This is a genomic window from Kitasatospora sp. NPDC036934 (assembly GCF_055608425.1).
On record NZ_JBVJQR010000001.1, the window covers coordinates 396412 to 411947 of the forward strand.

Genomic DNA, 15536 nt, shown 5'->3' on the forward strand with positions numbered 1-15536 from the left:
CGCGCGGGCCCTGGCGAGGATCAGCTCCTTCGGGTCCCCCGGCAGCGGCCGGTACTCCAGACCGCAGGACTCGATCAGTGTCGCGAAGGTCGGATGGGCGGCCACCGCGACCTGGTGCCCGGCGTCCACCAGACGCCGGCCCAGGCCGGTGAACGGTGCGACGTCCCCGCGGGAGCCGGTGGTGATGATCAGGATGCGCATGGGGGTGATTCTCCACCGTGGCCCGGCCGGCGGGCACCGGACCGCGTGATCCGAAGGAAGCACCCGGGCTTCACCGCCGGGCCGTGGTGCCGGCCGCCCACGGCTTGCGACGGCGGCTGACCGGCCGGTTCAAGTCATTGATGAGTACGGCGAGTTGACCGGAGATGAAGACTCCGAAGGTGACTTCCGGCGGGCCCCCGGGCTCGCCATCCTGTTGGCATGACCCGAACTCCACGCGTGTGGAAGACCCGTGCCGCCGCCGTCGCCGTGCTCTCCCTGGCCACCCTGGCGCCGGTCGCCGTCGCCACCGAGGCGCACGCCGCGGTGAGCGGCAAGGTGTGCGTGTCCGCCCTGCCGTCCCAGGCCCGGACCACCCTCGACCTGATCGCCGAGGGCGGGCCGTTCCCGTACCGCCAGGACGGCGTGGTGTTCACCAACAAGGAAGGCGTGCTGCCCGCCCAGCGCTCCGGCTACTACCACGAGTACACCGTGGTGACGCCGGGCGCCCCGACCCGTGGCACCCGCCGGATCGTCACCGGCCAGCGCTCCCAGGAGGACTACTACACCGGCGACCACTACGCGACCTTTCGCCTGATCAACTTCGGCTGCTGAAGCCTTTGAGGCCGCTGAAGCGGCTGAGGTTGCTGACGGCGGCAATGCCACCCGTCGCCCCTCCGCCCCTCCGGGCCCCGGCCGACCGGCCGGGGCCCGCTGCCGTCCCCGGAGCACCGCCCGGAACGGACCGCGATAGGGTCAGGCGCTGCCCGCCCGCACCGCTCCGGAGGACTCCCGTGCCGCAGATCCTGGTCGACCACTCGGCCGAACTCGCCCTCGACCCGGCCGCGCTGGACGCCCTGGCCGCCGCCCTGCACAAGGCCGTCATCGAGGCGATCGACACCACCCTGCCGGAGTGCAAGACCCTGTTCCGCCCGGCCGCGCACCACACCGTCGGCGACGGTACGAGCGGTGAGGCCGTGGTGCTGGCGGAGGTGAAGATCCTTGCCGGGCGAACGGCCGCGCAGCGTGCCGAACTGACCGCCCGGGTGCTGGAGGTGCTGCGGGAGGGCATCACGGTGCCGGCCGCGATCGGCGTGCAGGTCACCGAACTCGACCGCGACAGCTACCGTTTCGTCCACCACCCCGGCCGCTGAGCGCCGCCGGCCGCCGCCGGCCACCACCGACCGCCGCCGGCCGCCGCCGGCCGCCGCCGGCCACCACCGACTGCCGCCGGCCGCCGCGGCCCGCACCCCGGGTGCACTGCGTTGTCGTCCGGTCGAACACCGACGGTATCGTGACAAAGCCGCGGAGGGGGAAGCAGATGGTGAAGGCAGCAGCGAGCGACGCAGCGGGTGGGGCCGAGCAGCCGGGGGAGCGTGCCTCGGCCATCGCCCGTCGGGTGGACCGGCTGATGGCCCGTGAGGCGGCCCGCTCCGGCGGACGCCCGCCCGCCTACCGCGAACTCGCCGACCGGATCAACCGCCTGGCCGGGCGGGACGTCATCTCCCGCGACACGGTGCGCAACCTCCACCTCGGCCTGAACCAGAAGGGCCAGGCCTGCAACCCCACGGTGGACACGCTCGACTGGCTGGGCCGGGGCTTCGGGATCGGTGCCGGCGCGAGCTACTTCCTGGACGACGCCAAGGCCGCCGTGGTCGACGAGCAGCTCGACCAGTTGGAGCGGATCGCCGAGTTGAAGCAGGCGCTCGGCAACGACGGGGTGGTCAACCTGGTCAAGCGGGCCTCCGCGCTGTCGGACGGCAGCCTGAAGGTCCTGCTCTCGCTCGCCGACAACCTCCGCAAGCTGGAACAGAACGCGAGCGACGCGGACGCTCCCGGCACGGACGCCCCGGGCAGGGCAGCCCCCGGCCGGAGCGCGGACCCGACCGACGGCAGATGAGCGGGAGCGCCGCCCTCCGATCCGCTCCCGCCCGCCCCCGCTCCGAAGGAACACCCTCCCCTTGGCCTTCCCCCGTGGCCTGCGCCGCCGCTGTGAGCAGCGGCTCGCCGGTCTGAGCCTGCCCACCCCCTTCACCGTCGAGGGCTTCCGCGCCGCACTGGAACGCGAGCGGGGCCGGCGCATCGTCATGGAGCCGCTACCCGCGCTCGGCCCCGACCTGCCCTGCGGCCTGTGGATCGCGCTGCCCAGCATCGACGTCGTCTACTACGAGGAACGCACCAGCCCGGCCCACCAGGACCTGATCAAGCTGCACGAGCTCGGCCACGTGCTGTGCGGCCACACCGGGACCCTCGAACTCTCCCGGCTGACGGCCCTGCTGCCCGACCTGACGCCCGAACTGATCGCCCAGCTGATGGGCGCCGGCCGGACGAGCTACCACACCGCCGAGGAGCAGGAGGCCGAGATGCTCGCCCTGCTGCTCGCCGACCTGGTCGGCACCACCACCGACCCGAGCCCGGTGTCCGGCCGGCTGGCCGCGAGCCTGTTGCACCCGATACGCCCGCCCCGGTGGAGGAAGTCCTGATGCGCCCGCTGTTCACCTGGCTGATGCCCTCGCTGATCTGGGGCGTCGTGCTCTGGCGGGCCCCCTCGGCCTTCGCCACCCGGGCCAACCGCGCGCTCTGGGCGGCCTTCGCCGCGATCGCCCTCGGGCTCAGCTGCCGACCGGCGTTCGTGGAGCGGGCGCTGGCCGGGCTCACCGGGATCCGGGACGTCACCCAGTTGTTGAAGCACCTGGCCGGGACCGCCGCTGCGTACTTCCTGCTGGAGTACGTCCAGGAGGTCCGCCGCCGCCCGGAGCGGCCCGGCGCCGCCCGGGTCCGGTTGCTGCTCACGGTGGTCGCGGGCGTCGCGCTGACCCTGCTGTTCGTCTTCGCCCTCCCGCACGACGCCGACGGCGGTTTCGGCATCGACGCCCACTTCGGCGACCCCGGAGTGAAGGCCTACCTGTACGTGTTCAACACCGTCTTCGCGCTGGCCAGTGCGCGGGCGATGGTGCTGTTCTGGTCGAACCGGCACGCCGTCCCGCGCGGGGCGCTGCGGGTCGGCGTGACCTGCCTGGCGGCCTCGGGCGCGACCGGCCTGACGTACACCCTCTACCGGTACTGGTTCACCTTCTCCCACGGAGACGCGACCCGGTTCGACGCCGACGGCAAGCCGGTGCCGCTCCAGGACACGCCGAGCGAGGTGCTGCCGGCGCTGATGCTGGTGCTGCTCGTGCTGGGCGTGACCATCCCGCCCGCCCGGGCGGTGGTCGGCTACCTGCGCGACCAATACGCGCTGTGGCGGCTGCACCGGCTCTGGGCGGACGTGGTGGCCGCCGTCCCGCAGGTGGTGCTGGGCACTCCGAGCAGCCGGCTGCGCGACCTGCTGACCGTTCGCGACCGCTCGGTCGAACTGGCCCACCGGGCCTTCGCCATCCGGGACGCGGCCCTGGTGCTGCGCGAGGACACCCCGGCCGTCGCGGCCGGCGGACCGGTGCCCGCCGACGACGAGGACCTCGCCCAGGTCGAGGCCCACTGGCTGCGCGCCGCCGTCCGGCACCGGGCCCGCGACCTCCCGGCTCCCGCCCCGCCCGCGGCCCTCGCCGCCACCACCGGGGGCCGCACCCCGCGCGAGGAGATCGCCTGGATGCTCGCGGTCGCCGCCGCCTACCGCCGGCTCGGCACGGAGCCGGAGGCCGAGGTGCGCATCCCGGCGTGAACGAACGGGCCCAGCCCCTCGGGCGGTTGACGGGGCGAGGCCTGTCCGGCGACTTCGTTCGCCGGTCGGTGCCACCCGGGAGGTGCGGTTTTCGCTCGCTGGCGATTATGATCGTCACCCGTGCGGGGAGGCCCGCCGCTACCACCCAGGGGGCCGGGGATGTTCAGGGCGGATGGCAGCCGGGGCGGTTCCGGGTACCGCGGTGGGTCACCGGGGGGCGTCGGAAGGGACTCCCGGTGGCGTGGTCCGGTCCGTGACACGGGGTGGAGTTAGCGGGGCGGAGCCGGGCCGGGCTGGGGATCGCACTCCCGTCCCACGGGGGTGGGCGGGAGTGCGATCCGCACGGTCGAGGCCTTCGACAACATCCGAGCCGCAGTGCCCCGACGGCGAGGCCCACGGCAAGGGGGGAGAGCTACGCGCAAACCGTGCTGCCGTTCGAACGGGCACGCGGGCCGCGGCACCGGACAGCGTCCGTCGGCGGGTCGGAGCCGCCGTCAGAGCCGGATGACGACGAGTGCGGTGTCGTCGGTGGCCCCGCCGGGTGGGAGGAGTTCGGCGAGGACGGTGTCGGCGAGGGCGTCGGGGTCGGCGGAGCGGTTCGTGGCGACGACGCGCGCGAGGCGCTCCAGTCCGGTGTCGATGTCCTCACGGCGGCGTTCGACCAGGCCGTCGGTGTAGAGGACGAGCGTGTCGCCCTTGGCGAATCGGGTGACGGCCTCGGTCCGGGACCGGTGTTCGGGACAGGCACCGAGCGGAGGGTCGGTGGCCTGGTCGAGGAACTCGACGGTGCCGTCGGCTCTCAGCAGGACGGGTGGGAGATGGCCCGCGCTGCTGTAGGTGATCGTGGCGGCGTCGGAGTCGATGAAGACGGCCGCGGTGGTGGTGGATTCGGCGCCGTCGACGGACCGGGCGTACAGCCCGAGCACCTCCAGGGCCTGGGCGGGTCCGGCGGAGACCCGGGCCGCGGCACTGAGGGCACTGCGGAGCTGGCCCATGACACCGGCGGCGACCAGGCCGTGGCCGACCACGTCACCGACGGCGACCGCGACGCGGCCGTCCGGCAGCTCGGCGAGGTCGTACCAGTCCCCGCAGACGTTGAGGGCGCCCGTGGCGGGCCGGTAGCGGACCGCGGCGTGGTGGCGTTCGAGCGGTCGGGGAGCGGGCAGCATGGCCTCCTGGAGCACGAGCGCGACCTCCCGTTCACGGGAGTGGGCCTCGCGCAGGCGCTCGTTGACCTCCTGGAGCTCGCGGGCACGGGTGTAGAGCTCGGCCTCCAGGACGCGGGCGCGGTTTCCCTCGGGCAGGCCGTGGGCGCGGATGAGCTGGGTGATCTCCTCGACCCGGTGGACGAGCAGCACCGTGCGGCCCTCGCCGTCGCGCACGGGGGCATTGACGGGGCTCCAGTAGCGCTCCTCCCACTCACCGGGCCGGGAGGTCGATTCGACGTCGTAGCGCTGCAGGGCCATGGTGTCGCGCTCACCGGACGCCAGGACCCTGCGCAGGGACACCTCCAGGTTGCGGGCTCCGGTGGCGGCGGGGTCGTCCGGGTTGTCGGGGAAGACGTCGAAGAGGTACCGGCCGATGAGCTGCTCTCGGGTGCGTCCGGACAGGCCGAGGAAGTCGTCGTTGGCGTCGGCATAAACCAGCTCCGGGGTGAGCAGGGCGACCATGCCGGGCAGGGCGCGGAACACCGCCCGGTAGTCGATCGCCTCGCCGGTCACGGTCCTGACCGGGGTTCGGGCTCGGCGGCGCGCACGACGACGACCGGGCAGCGCGCGTGGTGGACACAGTGCTGGCTGACCGAGCCCAGCAGGGCCTCGGTGAATCCGCCGTACCCGCGGTTGCCCAGGACGAGAAGATCCGCGGTGGCCGCGGCGTCGAGGAGCGCCGCAGCGGGGTGGTCCTGGACGACCTGTTGCCGGACCTCGACCTGCGGAGCCCCTGCCGTGGCCTCCGCGACGGTCTCGGCCAGGCCCCGGCGCGCGTTGCCGGCGAAGTCGAAGTCCGGCACGACGGCCGAGGGCGACCCGTAGCCGACCGGGTACTGCCAGGCGATCACCGCGTCCACGGCGGCACCGGTCAGCTCCGCTTGCCCCACCGCCCAGCGCAGCGCCGCCCTGGACGCCGGTGAACCGTCCACACCGACGACGATCCGCGCTGAACGGGCGCTCTCCTCATGCATCACACACCTCCGCCGGCTCCACCGTCCCCACCGCCACCATCTTCGATCCGCACGCGCCACGCCAGCCGGAGAGCCACTGCGAGACGGGGACCGGGAGCAGCTCTCGACGAGGCTGGCAGGGCCGCGCCCCACCCCCGCCGCAAGGCGAAGACGCGAGGGTCGGGACTCAGCCGACGAGGAAGGGTCAGTTGTCGAACCGCCCGCGGACCGGCCGGCAGTTCAGCCGCTTTCGGAACGGTCGTTGGCGGCGGAGTCCGAGAGACCCGCGCGCAGGAGGCGGTGGCCGAGGTCGATCAGGGCTCGGGCGGCGGCGTACTCGTCGCCGATCTCGGGGACGGGCGGGTCGTGCGGGTTGCGGCGCGCGGTGGTGCGGGACTCCAGGCTGGTGTCGCCGGTGTCGAGGACGGCGTGGACCTTGGTGGTGTCGCCCTCCTCGAACAGGTCGAGGCGCAGGGTCCACCGTTTGGTGCGCATCGGCGTCGTGGCGTGCGTGGTCATCTCCGGGCCTCCCGGATCGGTGCGCCCGGGGTGGTGGCCCCGGGCCGTGAGCTGCCGCCGATCGTGACGGTGACGTGGGGCGGGTGTTCGAGCGTGTTCTTGACCGTGCAGTGGCGGACGACGGCGAGCAGGCCGGCCTCCCGCGCGGGTGGCAGGCCGGGGGCGGTGACCTCGATGGACACCGCGGCGATCCGGGCCGGGCGGTCCTGGGCCATGGTGAAGTCGGCGGTGACGCGCAGGCCCTCGCGGCTGATGCCGTGCCGGTCGAGGTAGCCGCCGGCGTAGTGGGCGGTGCAGGAGGCCAGGGCCGAGGCGCACAGCTCGACCGGGGTCGGGGCGGCGTCGCCGCCACCCGCTTCGAGGGGCTGGTCGACGGCGAGGGCGTGCGACCGCAGTCCGATGGCGTACAGGTCCCCGGCCACCGGGTCGACCTCGATCCGTCCGGCCCGCGGAGCCCCGGGACGGTCGACGGCGGCGGCCTGGCGGAGCAGCATGCCGGCCAGTCGGCGGGCCTCGGCGGGCGTGAGCGAGACCCAGACCTGGTCCGTGTCGTACGGTTCGCAGGCCGTGTCGAGGACGACGCGGCCGGTGTCCGGCAGGACCTCCGGCGCGTAGCGGGACACCCCGATGGTCCGCCCGGAGACGGTGTGCATCAGCTGCTGGGTGATGGTGCGGGAGTCGTCGGTCAGCACGGCGCCGCCTCCGGGTTCTCCGGGCCCGGCCGGGTGGCACGGGCCTCCACTACTCAGGGGACCGCTGCCGGGGCCGGGGCGGCAGGGCCCTTCGGCCCTCCGAGGGGCCCCATCGGCAGGGGCGGCCCGGTGCGCTCCGAGGAGACCGGAGGGACCGCCGAACCGGAGTGGAGAAGCTCCGTGGGCAGGCGCCCCACGCCTGTCGGCCGCATCGCACCCGGTACGGCACCGTGGCGGCAGGCCCGGCGAAGGGGAGGGTGCGACCGCGGCGCCGATCGCCCGACGACTTCCGTTCCCGCTCCGGCACGAGGCGGCTCGTTCGGTGGATCCAGGGCCGTTGGGCCCTCGACCCGCACCGCCGACCCCGCCGGAAGCCCGAACCGTCGCCGTGGCTGGTGTACCACCGCAGCGAGATCGACGGCTCCCACCTGCTCGCCGAGCCGCCCGCCGCCGCGGCGCGCTTGACGGCGGCGGAGCTGTCCGGGGTGACGGAGATCGGTTCGGTCCCGACGTCGACCAGGAATCGGGTGAAGTCCGGGTGGTTGCCGGGGCGGTGGCCGCCCTGCCGGGGACCGGCCCCTGGGGCGGTGGCGCCCGCCCGCTGTGGGGCCGCATCAGTCCGAGCGAGGTCACCGGACGACGGATCGGCACCAGATGAGGCCGTCGCGGGGTGGTCCACGCCGGAGGTGTTCGGGGGCCGGGCGCACCTGGTCGGCGGTGGTGTGCTTCAGACTCCCGCGACGTGGGCGAGTTGGCCGACGGCGGCGGTGATGGCCATGGCGATGCCGCCGCCGACGACGACGCGCAGGGTCGGACGCAACAGAGCGGTGCCGGCGGCCCGGGCCGCGAGGGCTCCGGCCAGGGCGAGGCCGCAGACGGTGACGGCGACGATGAGCCACAGGCGCGCGGTGTCGGTGGAGGCGAGGAGCCCGAGGAAGGGGACGAGCCCACCGACCAGGAAGCTTGCGGCGGAGGCCAGGGCTGCCTGCAGGGGGTTGGCGGCGCTGTGTTCGCTGTGGCCGAGTTCGTCACGCAGGTGGGCCTGGAGCGGGTCGGCCCGGTGCAGGGCCTCGGCGACCTGGCGGGCGAGCTCGGACGGGACGCCCCGGCTCTCGTAGATGCCGGTGAGTTCGGCCAGCTCCGCCTCCGGGGCTTCGGCGAGCTCGCGGGCCTCCTTGGCCCGGTCGGCGGTCTCCACGTCCACCTGGGAGCTGACGGAGACGTACTCGCCGGCGGCCATGGACAGGGAGCCGGCGGAGAGGCCGGCGAGGCCGCCGGTGACGACCGCGGACGTGCTGACGCCGGCGGCGGCCAAGCCGACCATCAGGCTGGCGATGGAGACCAGGCCGTCGTTGGCACCGAGGACGGCCGCACGTAGCCATCCGGCGCGGCCGGCGGCATGGCTCTCGGTGTGGGGTGCGGTCCGGGCGTGGCGGGTCATCGTGCTGGCTGCTTCCGTCGGGACGTCATGGTCGAGTCTCGGTGGCGGGGGTGCGGGTTGTCGCCCCGGGACGGCCGTACGGGGGTTCCGGGGGCGGCAGGGGGTGCGTCCCCCGGCCGGTCGACCGGGGGACGCGGGTGGGGTGGCAGGCCGGTCAGCGCATCGACGCGACGAGGGCGGAGGCGTCGGGGGAGCTGAGCGGGGCGAAGCGGCCCAGCAGCGGGCGGAGCCTGGTGTCGATGAGGGGTGGCTCGGTCTCCGCTTGCCATCAGGGAACGGACCTCGGGGGTCCGAGGCGAGCTGTCGGGCGACGTCGGCGCTGTCCTCGGGCCGTGGGGAGCGGCTACCGGGAGCCGTCCTCCGGCGGCAGCCACCGGTTGGGGTCGATCTTGCCGGGAGCCAGTCGGTGCACGACCTCGGCGAGTTCGACGCAGGCCTGCTCGATCCGCCGGTAGGTGGTGCGCTGCTCGGCGACGATCGCGGACAGCAGCAGTCCGGTGAGCGCCGCGCAGCCGTTGAGCGCCTGCAGCATCACCATGTCGGCGACCAGCCCGTGCCCGGCGAACGGACCGGCGTGGTCGGTGGCCGCCGCGATGGTGAGCACCGAGACCAGGAGTACGCAGGGCGCCGCGCCGGGCAACTGGAAGCGGAGCGCGGCCCAGATCAGGAAGGGGAAGACCAGGAAGAGCAGGCTCAGCGTGGTGGTGGTGACGATCACGGTGACGGCGGCGGTGCCGGCCAGCAGCAGCACCGGCTCGACCCAGTCGAACGCGCCGAGACCGGCGGGCAGCCGAGCCGTGCGCAGCGCCAGCAGCAGCGGGGTGACCACGAGGACGCCCATCGCGTCGCCGGTCCACCAGGCCGACCAGGTGGACCAGAACCCGTCGGCCGGCAGGGTCCCGTTCAGGACCAGGACGCCGGTGCCGATGCCGGAGCTGATCAGCATCCCGGTGAACGCTCCCAGGAAGACCAGGGCCATGCCGTCCCGGAGCCGGTCGAGCTCGATCCGGAACCGGGCCCTGCGCAGCATCAGGTAGGCGGCGATCGGGGCCAGGGTGTTCCCGGTGACGATGCCGAGCGATCCCCAGCGCGGCGGCCCGGTGACGATGATCACCAGGAACGCGCCCAGGGCCACGCCGGGCCAGATGCGGAGCCCGAACAGCAGAAGGCAGGTGAGCGCGATCCCGGTCGGCGGCCAGAGCGGGGTGACCTTGGCCCCGTCGATCACCACCTGTTGCAGCAGGCCGATCCGCCCGGCGGCGAGATAGACCGCGGTGACCGCGAGCAGGCGCGCGGCGGCCGCGGCCAGGTGGCGGGGGTCGCGGGAACGGGGCGCGGTGGTCGGCGGCATGGTAGTCATCTGACTACGTTCGGGCACTGTGGAGCGGGCGTGACACGCCCGGGTTCCGGCCGCCGGGCCGCGGCTCGGTCGTCCTGGCTCGGTGGCTCAGCCGTCGTGACTCAGTGGCTCGGTCCCGTCCTGGCCCGGCTGTCGGGGCTCAGCCGTCGTGGCCCGGCTGTCGGGGCTCAGCCGTCGTGGCCCGCTCGTCGTGGCGCAGCACCAGCACCGCCGCGTCGTCCGTGTGCCCGGTCAGGTCGGCGACCTCCAGCAGTTCGGCTGCCAGTACGTCCGGGTCGTCCGCGATCCGCTCCCGCAGCACGGCTGCCACCCGGGCCAGTCCGGCCTCGATCGGGAACGCCGGCCCCTCGACCACCCCGTCCGTGACCAGCGCGACGACTCCGGTCCCGGAGAGCCGGTGGTGGCTGACCGGGTACGTCTGGCCGGGCAGCACGCCCAGCGGCGGGCCGCCGTCGTCGTCGGGGCAGTGCCCCCAGCGGCCGTCGCCGTTCGCCCAGATCGGTGGGACGTGCCCGGCGCGGGCGTGCGAGAGGTCCCCGGTGGCCGGGTCGTAGCGCAGGAAGCTGCAGGTGGCGAAGCGGCGGCTGTCCATGGAGATCAGCAGGTCATTGGCGCGGCCGAGGACCTCGCCGGGGTCCGCGGCCGACGCCGCCACGGCGCGCAGGCCGACCCGCACCTGGCCCATGATCGCCGCCGCCTCCACGTCATGGCCCTGGACGTCGCCGAGGGAGAAGGCCACCGAGTCGTCCGGCAGCCGGAAGCCGTCGTACCAGTCACCGCCGATGCTCAGTCCGTGCCGGGCCGGCGCGTACCGGGCGGCGGCCCGCAGCCCGGGCGGCTGCGGCAGCGCGGTCGGCAGCAGCTCGCGCTGCAACGCCTCGGCCAGCTCCACCCGGGCCCGCTGGAGCTCGGCCTGCTCCAGCGCGGAAGCGGTGAGCCGGCCGAGCTCGGTCAGCAGGGCGTCCGCGCTCGGGCGATCGGTGGGGCGGCGACGGCTCATCGACCCTCCGGCGGTGTATGGGGGCGGGGTGCTCAGGGCCAGCGTATGTCGGCCGAACGGGCGACGGCCGCCCGAGCGGCCCGCCGACGGCGGCGGCCGGGACCGACAGTGCGCCCCGCCGGACACACGGTGACCGGCGGGCCGCCCGGGCGGGGTCGAAACCCGGCGGAGTTGCGCGGCGGCACGACGCCCTGACGGGTCGGCGGTCGCCACCGCCCCGTGTTTCAGGCCCGCGGCCTGGTCGGGCCGTCGCCCGGTGCCGCGGGTTCAGTGGCGCAGGGCCGGGTTCGGGAGGTGGGCCCAGTGGTCGCTGCCGGGGGTCAGCCGCATCAGGGTGAGGGCCTTGGCCGGTAGCGGGTGCGTCAGGAGGGCTTGCAGGTCGGGGGTCGGGGGGAGGTCCCGGGTCGCGGTCCGGAGCAGCGTGCCGAGCGCTGCCTCGCTTCCGGCCAGGGGGCCCAGGGCGCCGGTGAGCAGGCAGCCGAGGACCTTGCGGCGCAGCCGGGTGGGGTCGTCCTCCAGGAGCCGGCCGGTCATCGGTGGGCGGATTCCGTGCCGGCCCAGGCGTACGGGGCTCATCCGGATGTCGGCCAGGTCGCGGTAGACCAGACGACGGGCGCGGCCGTCCCGGTCGAGGACGGCGAGGAGGTTCTGGCCGTGCGCTTCCAGGGCCACACCCAGGCCGAGCAGGTCCAGGCAGACGGACACGGCCAGGCGTGCGAACTCGGTGATCCGCTCCCGTCGTCGGTCGGGCGGGAGCGGTGCGTAGTACGCGGGGAGTTCCGCCACCGGCACCACCTGTTCCCCGGCTTCGGCGTACTCGTACGGGGACTGCCGCAGCATCGCCGCCAGGTCCGCGGTGCCGTCGCCCGCGGCGGCCAGGGTCCTCGCGATGTGCAGCCGGCCGCCGAGGTGGTCCGCGGCCCGGGCGGCGATCTCGGAGGTGGTCAGCGCGTGCTCCACCGAGTAGGCGGAGATGTCGCGCACCGCGGAGGTGAGTTGCACGCTCAGCGCGGTCTTGACGTGGATGCCCCCGCCGAGGTCGAGCGTGCGCAGGGACAGCAGCGGATGGGCGCTCGGGCCGGACCGCAGGGGCCGTCCGGTCAGGGTGTGCTCGGCCTGCCAGGGGTGCACCGGGATCAGCGCGAGCGGGCCGTCGCGCAGCTCGGCCGGCCACGGGCCGCGCAGCACGGCGCCGGCCACCGGTGCGAGCCGCAGGGCCACCACGGGCCGGTGCTCCGGCGCGTACGCCAGCTGCTCGGCGGCCGAGAAACCGGGACGGGACCGGCAGGCGGGGTGGTAGGGGTGCCCGTCCGGTGACCGCTGCTCCCACTCCCACGGCGCCGCGGGCGGCCCGGCGGGGCGGGGGGCGGTGCGGGAGAGCGCCATCGACGCGACGCTGTGATCGAGTTCGCCGGCGAATCCCCGGCCGCCGGGCACGGCCAGCGCCGTCAGCAGCCGGGCCGGACGGTCGAACCGGCGGCCGTCCAGTTCGACGTGGGCGACGGCCGTCCCGGTGGCCCACGGGTCACAGGGCGGGCCGTGCAGCAGCCGCCCGTCCGCGAGCAGCAGGCCGACCCCGTCCGGGGTGCGAACGCGTTTCTCGATCCAGGGCAGGGGTTCATGGACGAGCCCCCGCCAGAACCGGGCCAGCACCGCGGCCCGCGCGCCGGGCAGCGCGGCGAGATAGGCGTCGACCAGGTCCGGACGGAGGTCGGCCAGGTCCTCCGCCAGCCTCCGTTCGGCGGCACCGTCGGGCATTGCGCTCTCCCATCACCAGCGGGCAGGCCGTCGCGGACATCATGCGGGCCGGTGGGTGGTATTGGTGGCGGATGGATCACTTCGCCCCGGCAGCCGACGCACTGTCCGTCGCTCCGCTGCTCACCTGCCTCCTGCGCGAGGCCGTCGAGCCGGCGGCGAGCACATCCACCGGCCGCACCGTCCACCGGCTGAGCGCCAGTGGCCGGCTGCTCCGGGTGTGCGTCGGCCATCGGCCCTCCTCGCCCGAACTGTGGACCGGTGCGGCCTGGCAGCCCTTGGACCACGCCGAACTGGTCGAGGTCGCCGCCCAGGAGATGCGGGCCGTCACCGGGCATTCCAACCCTGCCCTGGTCGCCGAGGCGACGGCCAGTCGGGCGGCCGTGGAGGCGATCCTGGAAGCCCGCGCCCACGCCGCCCCGCCCGATGACCTGTGGCTGCGCTCCGAGGCGGCCCTCGTCGCGGGCCATCCCTGCCACCCGGCCCCCAAGGCTCGCGGCGGCGGTGGCCCGCCCGCCGCCTGGCTGCGCTACGCCCCGGAGGTGTACGCGCGGTTCCCGCTCCTGCTGCTCGGTGTGCGCGCGGACGCGGTGGTCGAGGCGGGCGACACCCGGGCCCTCGACCGACTGGGCCAGGCGCCGCCCGGCTACCGCCCGCTGCCCGTCCACCCCTGGCAGTTCGCCCTCACCCACCGCCGGCCGGCCGTACGCGCCGCCTTCGCCGAGGGGCGGCTGATCCGGCTCGGCACCACCCCCTGGCGAGCCCGGGCGACCTCCTCGGTGCGCACCGTCCAGGTGCCCGGGAGCCCCGAGCGGCCCGGATCGGCCGACCTGTTCCTGAAGTTCAGCCTGGAGGTGCGGATCACCAACGACATCCGGCGGATGCGGCGGCACGAACTGCGCCAGGGGCGTCGCACCGACCCACTGGTCGCGGCCGCCTTCGCGGCCATGGGCGGCCCGGCGGCCTGGTTGGCCGAACCCGGGTACCGCACGGTCCGCGGCCTCGAGGAGGTCCTTCCGGTCCTGGTCCGCGACGGTCTGGACCAACACGTGGTGCCGGGCGCCACCCCGGTCCTGGCGGCCGGGCTCGCCGAGGGCTTCGACGGCAGTCCGCTCGATCGCCTCGCCGATCCGCTGGGGTGGTGGGAGGCCTACCTGGGGCACGTCGTCCCGCCGGTGCTGGAGGCGTACGCGCGGCACGGGGTGGCGGTCGAGTGCCATCTGCAGAACACCCTGATCGCCGTAGACGCGGACGGCCGTCCCGTCCAGGCCGTCTTCCGCGACGCCGAGGGGGCCAGGGTCCTCCCGGAGACGCCCCGCGAGGCGGCCTGGCGGCGCCTGGTGTACTGCCTCCTCGTCAACAACCTCGGTGAGATCGCCGCGGCCCTCGCGCACCGCTACCCCCGGGCGGCGGGCGCGCTGTGGCCGGTCGCCCGGCGGGAGTTCGAGCGGTGCGACAAGGAACTCGGCCTCCCGGAGACCGCGGCGCTGCTGTCCGCGGCCACGCTGCCGGGCAAGGCCAACCTGCTCTCCCGCTGGATCGACGCGGACGGCACCGAGCCGCGGTTCGTGGCCGTCCCCAACCCCCTGGCCGCGGCCCGGTGTCTTCCGTAGCTGTTCACGCGGTTACCTTGGCGACGAAGGCGGCGAGGTTGGCCGTCGTGCGCCGGATCTTCTCCTCGACGGTGAGCGACTCGTGGAGCCGGGTGCCGACCTCGCGCTTGCCGCGGACGTAGAGCGAGCAGGCGAGGTCGGCGCACATGTAGGCACCGACGGAGTTGCCCTGCTTGCCGGCCTTCCCGGCCAGCGGGGCGACCAGCAGCGAGACGCCCCCGGTGTGGGTGGTCACGCAGAGCGAGCAGATGCTGCGCCGGGCCTGCCAGGAGGCGGCGCTGGAGGAGCGCAGCGCGACGGCCACGGCGCGGCCGTCGACCTCCGCGGCGATGTAGGCGCGGTCGGGGGCCTGGGGGTCGCGCCAGCCGAGGAAGTCCAGGTCGTCCCAGGGGAGATCGGGCAGGTCACGGGGCACGTACAGGCGCTTCGCCTCGCCCTTGCTGCAGTTGACGAAGGCGGCGCGGATCTCTGGTTCGGTCATCGGCTTCATGGGCATCAACGTAAATTACCTAGGAGTATTAGGCAAATGTATAATCAGCCGAGGCGATCGAAGGGAAGCACATGGCACGCGTAGGACTGAACACGGAACGACTCACCCGCGCGGGTGCGGAGCTGGCCGACGAGGTCGGCTTCGACAAGGTCACCGTCTCGGCGCTGGCGCGCCGCTTCGGCGTCAAGGACGCGAGCCTGTACTCGCACGTCCGGAACTCCCAGGACCTCAAGACCAGGATCGCCCTGCTCGCCCTGGAGGAACTCGCCGACCGGGTCGCCGCCGCCCTGGCCGGCCGGGCGGGCAAGGACGCCCTGGCCGCCTTCGCCAACGCCTACCGCGACTACGCCCTCGAACACCCCGGCCGTTACGCCGCCGCCCAGCTCGAACTCGACTACGAGACGGCGCTCAACAGCGCCGCCGTCCGGCACTCCGCGATGACCCGCGCGATCCTGCGCGGCTACGACCTCGCGGAGCCCGACGAGACCGACGCCGTCCGCCTGCTCGGCAGCACCTTCCACGGCTACGTCGCCCTGGAACGGGCGGGGAGCTTCCAGCACACCCCGCGCACTACCGAGCAGACCTGGTCGCGCGTCCTGGACGCCCTCGACGCCCTGCTGCGCAACTGGCCCAAGGCCTGACAGCG

Annotated in this window: 16 protein-coding genes and 1 pseudogene; 7 read left to right on the forward strand and 10 right to left on the reverse strand. The window is 74.5% G+C overall.

Translation table 11 applies throughout. The features are described 5' to 3' along the window. Positions 1-78: 78 nt before the first annotated feature. A pseudogene (locus ACZ7BZ_RS01805) lies at positions 79-201 on the reverse strand (glycosyltransferase); the annotation flags it as partial. 219 nt (positions 202-420) lie between these two features. Here ACZ7BZ_RS01805 and ACZ7BZ_RS01810 point away from each other — a divergent pair. From ACZ7BZ_RS01810 to ACZ7BZ_RS01830, 5 genes are all read left to right on the forward strand, one after another. Further along, positions 421-813, forward strand: a complete 393-nt coding sequence (locus ACZ7BZ_RS01810; RefSeq protein ID WP_470356628.1) for a ribonuclease domain-containing protein — start codon at positions 421-423, stop codon at positions 811-813. A 179-nt stretch (positions 814-992) separates the two neighbouring features. Continuing rightward, the gene (locus ACZ7BZ_RS01815; protein ID WP_470356629.1) at positions 993-1352 is read left to right on the forward strand and encodes an isomerase; all 360 of its coding nucleotides are present in this window, start codon (positions 993-995) and stop codon (positions 1350-1352) included. Positions 1353-1519: 167 nt separating this feature from the next. Beyond that, positions 1520-2098 (forward strand): hypothetical protein, encoded by a 579-nt coding sequence (locus ACZ7BZ_RS01820; RefSeq protein ID WP_470356630.1) that lies wholly within the window; start codon positions 1520-1522, stop codon positions 2096-2098. A gap of 61 nt (positions 2099-2159) precedes the next feature. Further along, positions 2160-2681 carry a regulator component gene (locus ACZ7BZ_RS01825; protein ID WP_470356631.1) on the forward strand — a complete coding sequence of 174 codons (522 nt, stop codon included), beginning with the start codon at positions 2160-2162 and terminating at the stop codon, positions 2679-2681. Beyond that, positions 2666-3859 carry an MAB_1171c family putative transporter gene (locus tag ACZ7BZ_RS01830; RefSeq protein ID WP_470356632.1) on the forward strand — a complete coding sequence of 398 codons (1194 nt, stop codon included), beginning with the start codon at positions 2666-2668 and terminating at the stop codon, positions 3857-3859. Before ACZ7BZ_RS01825 ends, ACZ7BZ_RS01830 begins: the two co-directional genes overlap by 16 nt. Positions 3860-4353: 494 nt before the next feature. Here the strand turns inward: ACZ7BZ_RS01830 and ACZ7BZ_RS01835 are convergent, their stop codons facing one another. The 8 genes from ACZ7BZ_RS01835 to ACZ7BZ_RS01870 all read right to left on the reverse strand — a co-directional run bounded on the left by ACZ7BZ_RS01835 (position 4354) and on the right by ACZ7BZ_RS01870 (position 12790). Further along, the gene (locus ACZ7BZ_RS01835) at positions 4354-5580 is read right to left on the reverse strand and encodes a PP2C family protein-serine/threonine phosphatase (RefSeq protein WP_470356633.1); all 1227 of its coding nucleotides are present in this window, start codon (positions 5578-5580) and stop codon (positions 4354-4356) included. Beyond that, complete coding sequence (locus ACZ7BZ_RS01840; protein ID WP_470356634.1) at positions 5577-6041, reverse strand: universal stress protein; 465 nt, start codon at positions 6039-6041, stop codon at positions 5577-5579. Before ACZ7BZ_RS01840 ends, ACZ7BZ_RS01835 begins: the two co-directional genes overlap by 4 nt. A gap of 219 nt (positions 6042-6260) precedes the next feature. Then, a complete protein-coding gene (locus ACZ7BZ_RS01845; protein WP_380459469.1) occupies positions 6261-6539 on the reverse strand; it encodes a dsRBD fold-containing protein in 279 nt (92 codons plus the stop codon). Further along, positions 6536-7231, reverse strand: coding sequence for an OsmC family protein (locus ACZ7BZ_RS01850; RefSeq protein WP_470356635.1), 696 nt, complete (start codon positions 7229-7231; stop codon positions 6536-6538). Before ACZ7BZ_RS01850 ends, ACZ7BZ_RS01845 begins: the two co-directional genes overlap by 4 nt. Positions 7232-7958: 727 nt before the next feature. After that, complete coding sequence (locus tag ACZ7BZ_RS01855) at positions 7959-8672, reverse strand: VIT1/CCC1 transporter family protein (RefSeq protein WP_470356636.1); 714 nt, start codon at positions 8670-8672, stop codon at positions 7959-7961. Positions 8673-9015: 343 nt separating this feature from the next. Then, on the reverse strand, positions 9016-10032 hold the full coding sequence (locus ACZ7BZ_RS01860; RefSeq protein ID WP_470356637.1) for an MASE1 domain-containing protein: 1017 nt from the start codon (positions 10030-10032) through the stop codon (positions 9016-9018). A gap of 139 nt (positions 10033-10171) precedes the next feature. Continuing rightward, positions 10172-11032, reverse strand: coding sequence for a PP2C family protein-serine/threonine phosphatase (locus ACZ7BZ_RS01865; protein WP_470356638.1), 861 nt, complete (start codon positions 11030-11032; stop codon positions 10172-10174). 267 nt (positions 11033-11299) lie between these two features. Then, positions 11300-12790 (reverse strand): IucA/IucC family protein, encoded by a 1491-nt coding sequence (locus ACZ7BZ_RS01870; RefSeq protein WP_470356639.1) that lies wholly within the window; start codon positions 12788-12790, stop codon positions 11300-11302. 71 nt (positions 12791-12861) lie between these two features. Between ACZ7BZ_RS01870 and ACZ7BZ_RS01875 the strand changes: the two genes are divergently transcribed. Beyond that, positions 12862-14400, forward strand: a complete 1539-nt coding sequence (locus ACZ7BZ_RS01875) for an IucA/IucC family protein (RefSeq protein ID WP_470356640.1) — start codon at positions 12862-12864, stop codon at positions 14398-14400. A 4-nt stretch (positions 14401-14404) separates the two neighbouring features. On the opposite strand, the gene ACZ7BZ_RS01880 is transcribed toward ACZ7BZ_RS01875, so the two are convergent. Further along, positions 14405-14890 (reverse strand): FBP domain-containing protein, encoded by a 486-nt coding sequence (locus ACZ7BZ_RS01880; RefSeq protein ID WP_470356641.1) that lies wholly within the window; start codon positions 14888-14890, stop codon positions 14405-14407. A 71-nt stretch (positions 14891-14961) separates the two neighbouring features. On the opposite strand from ACZ7BZ_RS01880, the gene ACZ7BZ_RS01885 reads away from it, so the two are divergent. Beyond that, positions 14962-15531, forward strand: a complete 570-nt coding sequence (locus ACZ7BZ_RS01885; protein ID WP_470356642.1) for a TetR/AcrR family transcriptional regulator — start codon at positions 14962-14964, stop codon at positions 15529-15531. Positions 15532-15536: the final 5 nt, after the last annotated feature.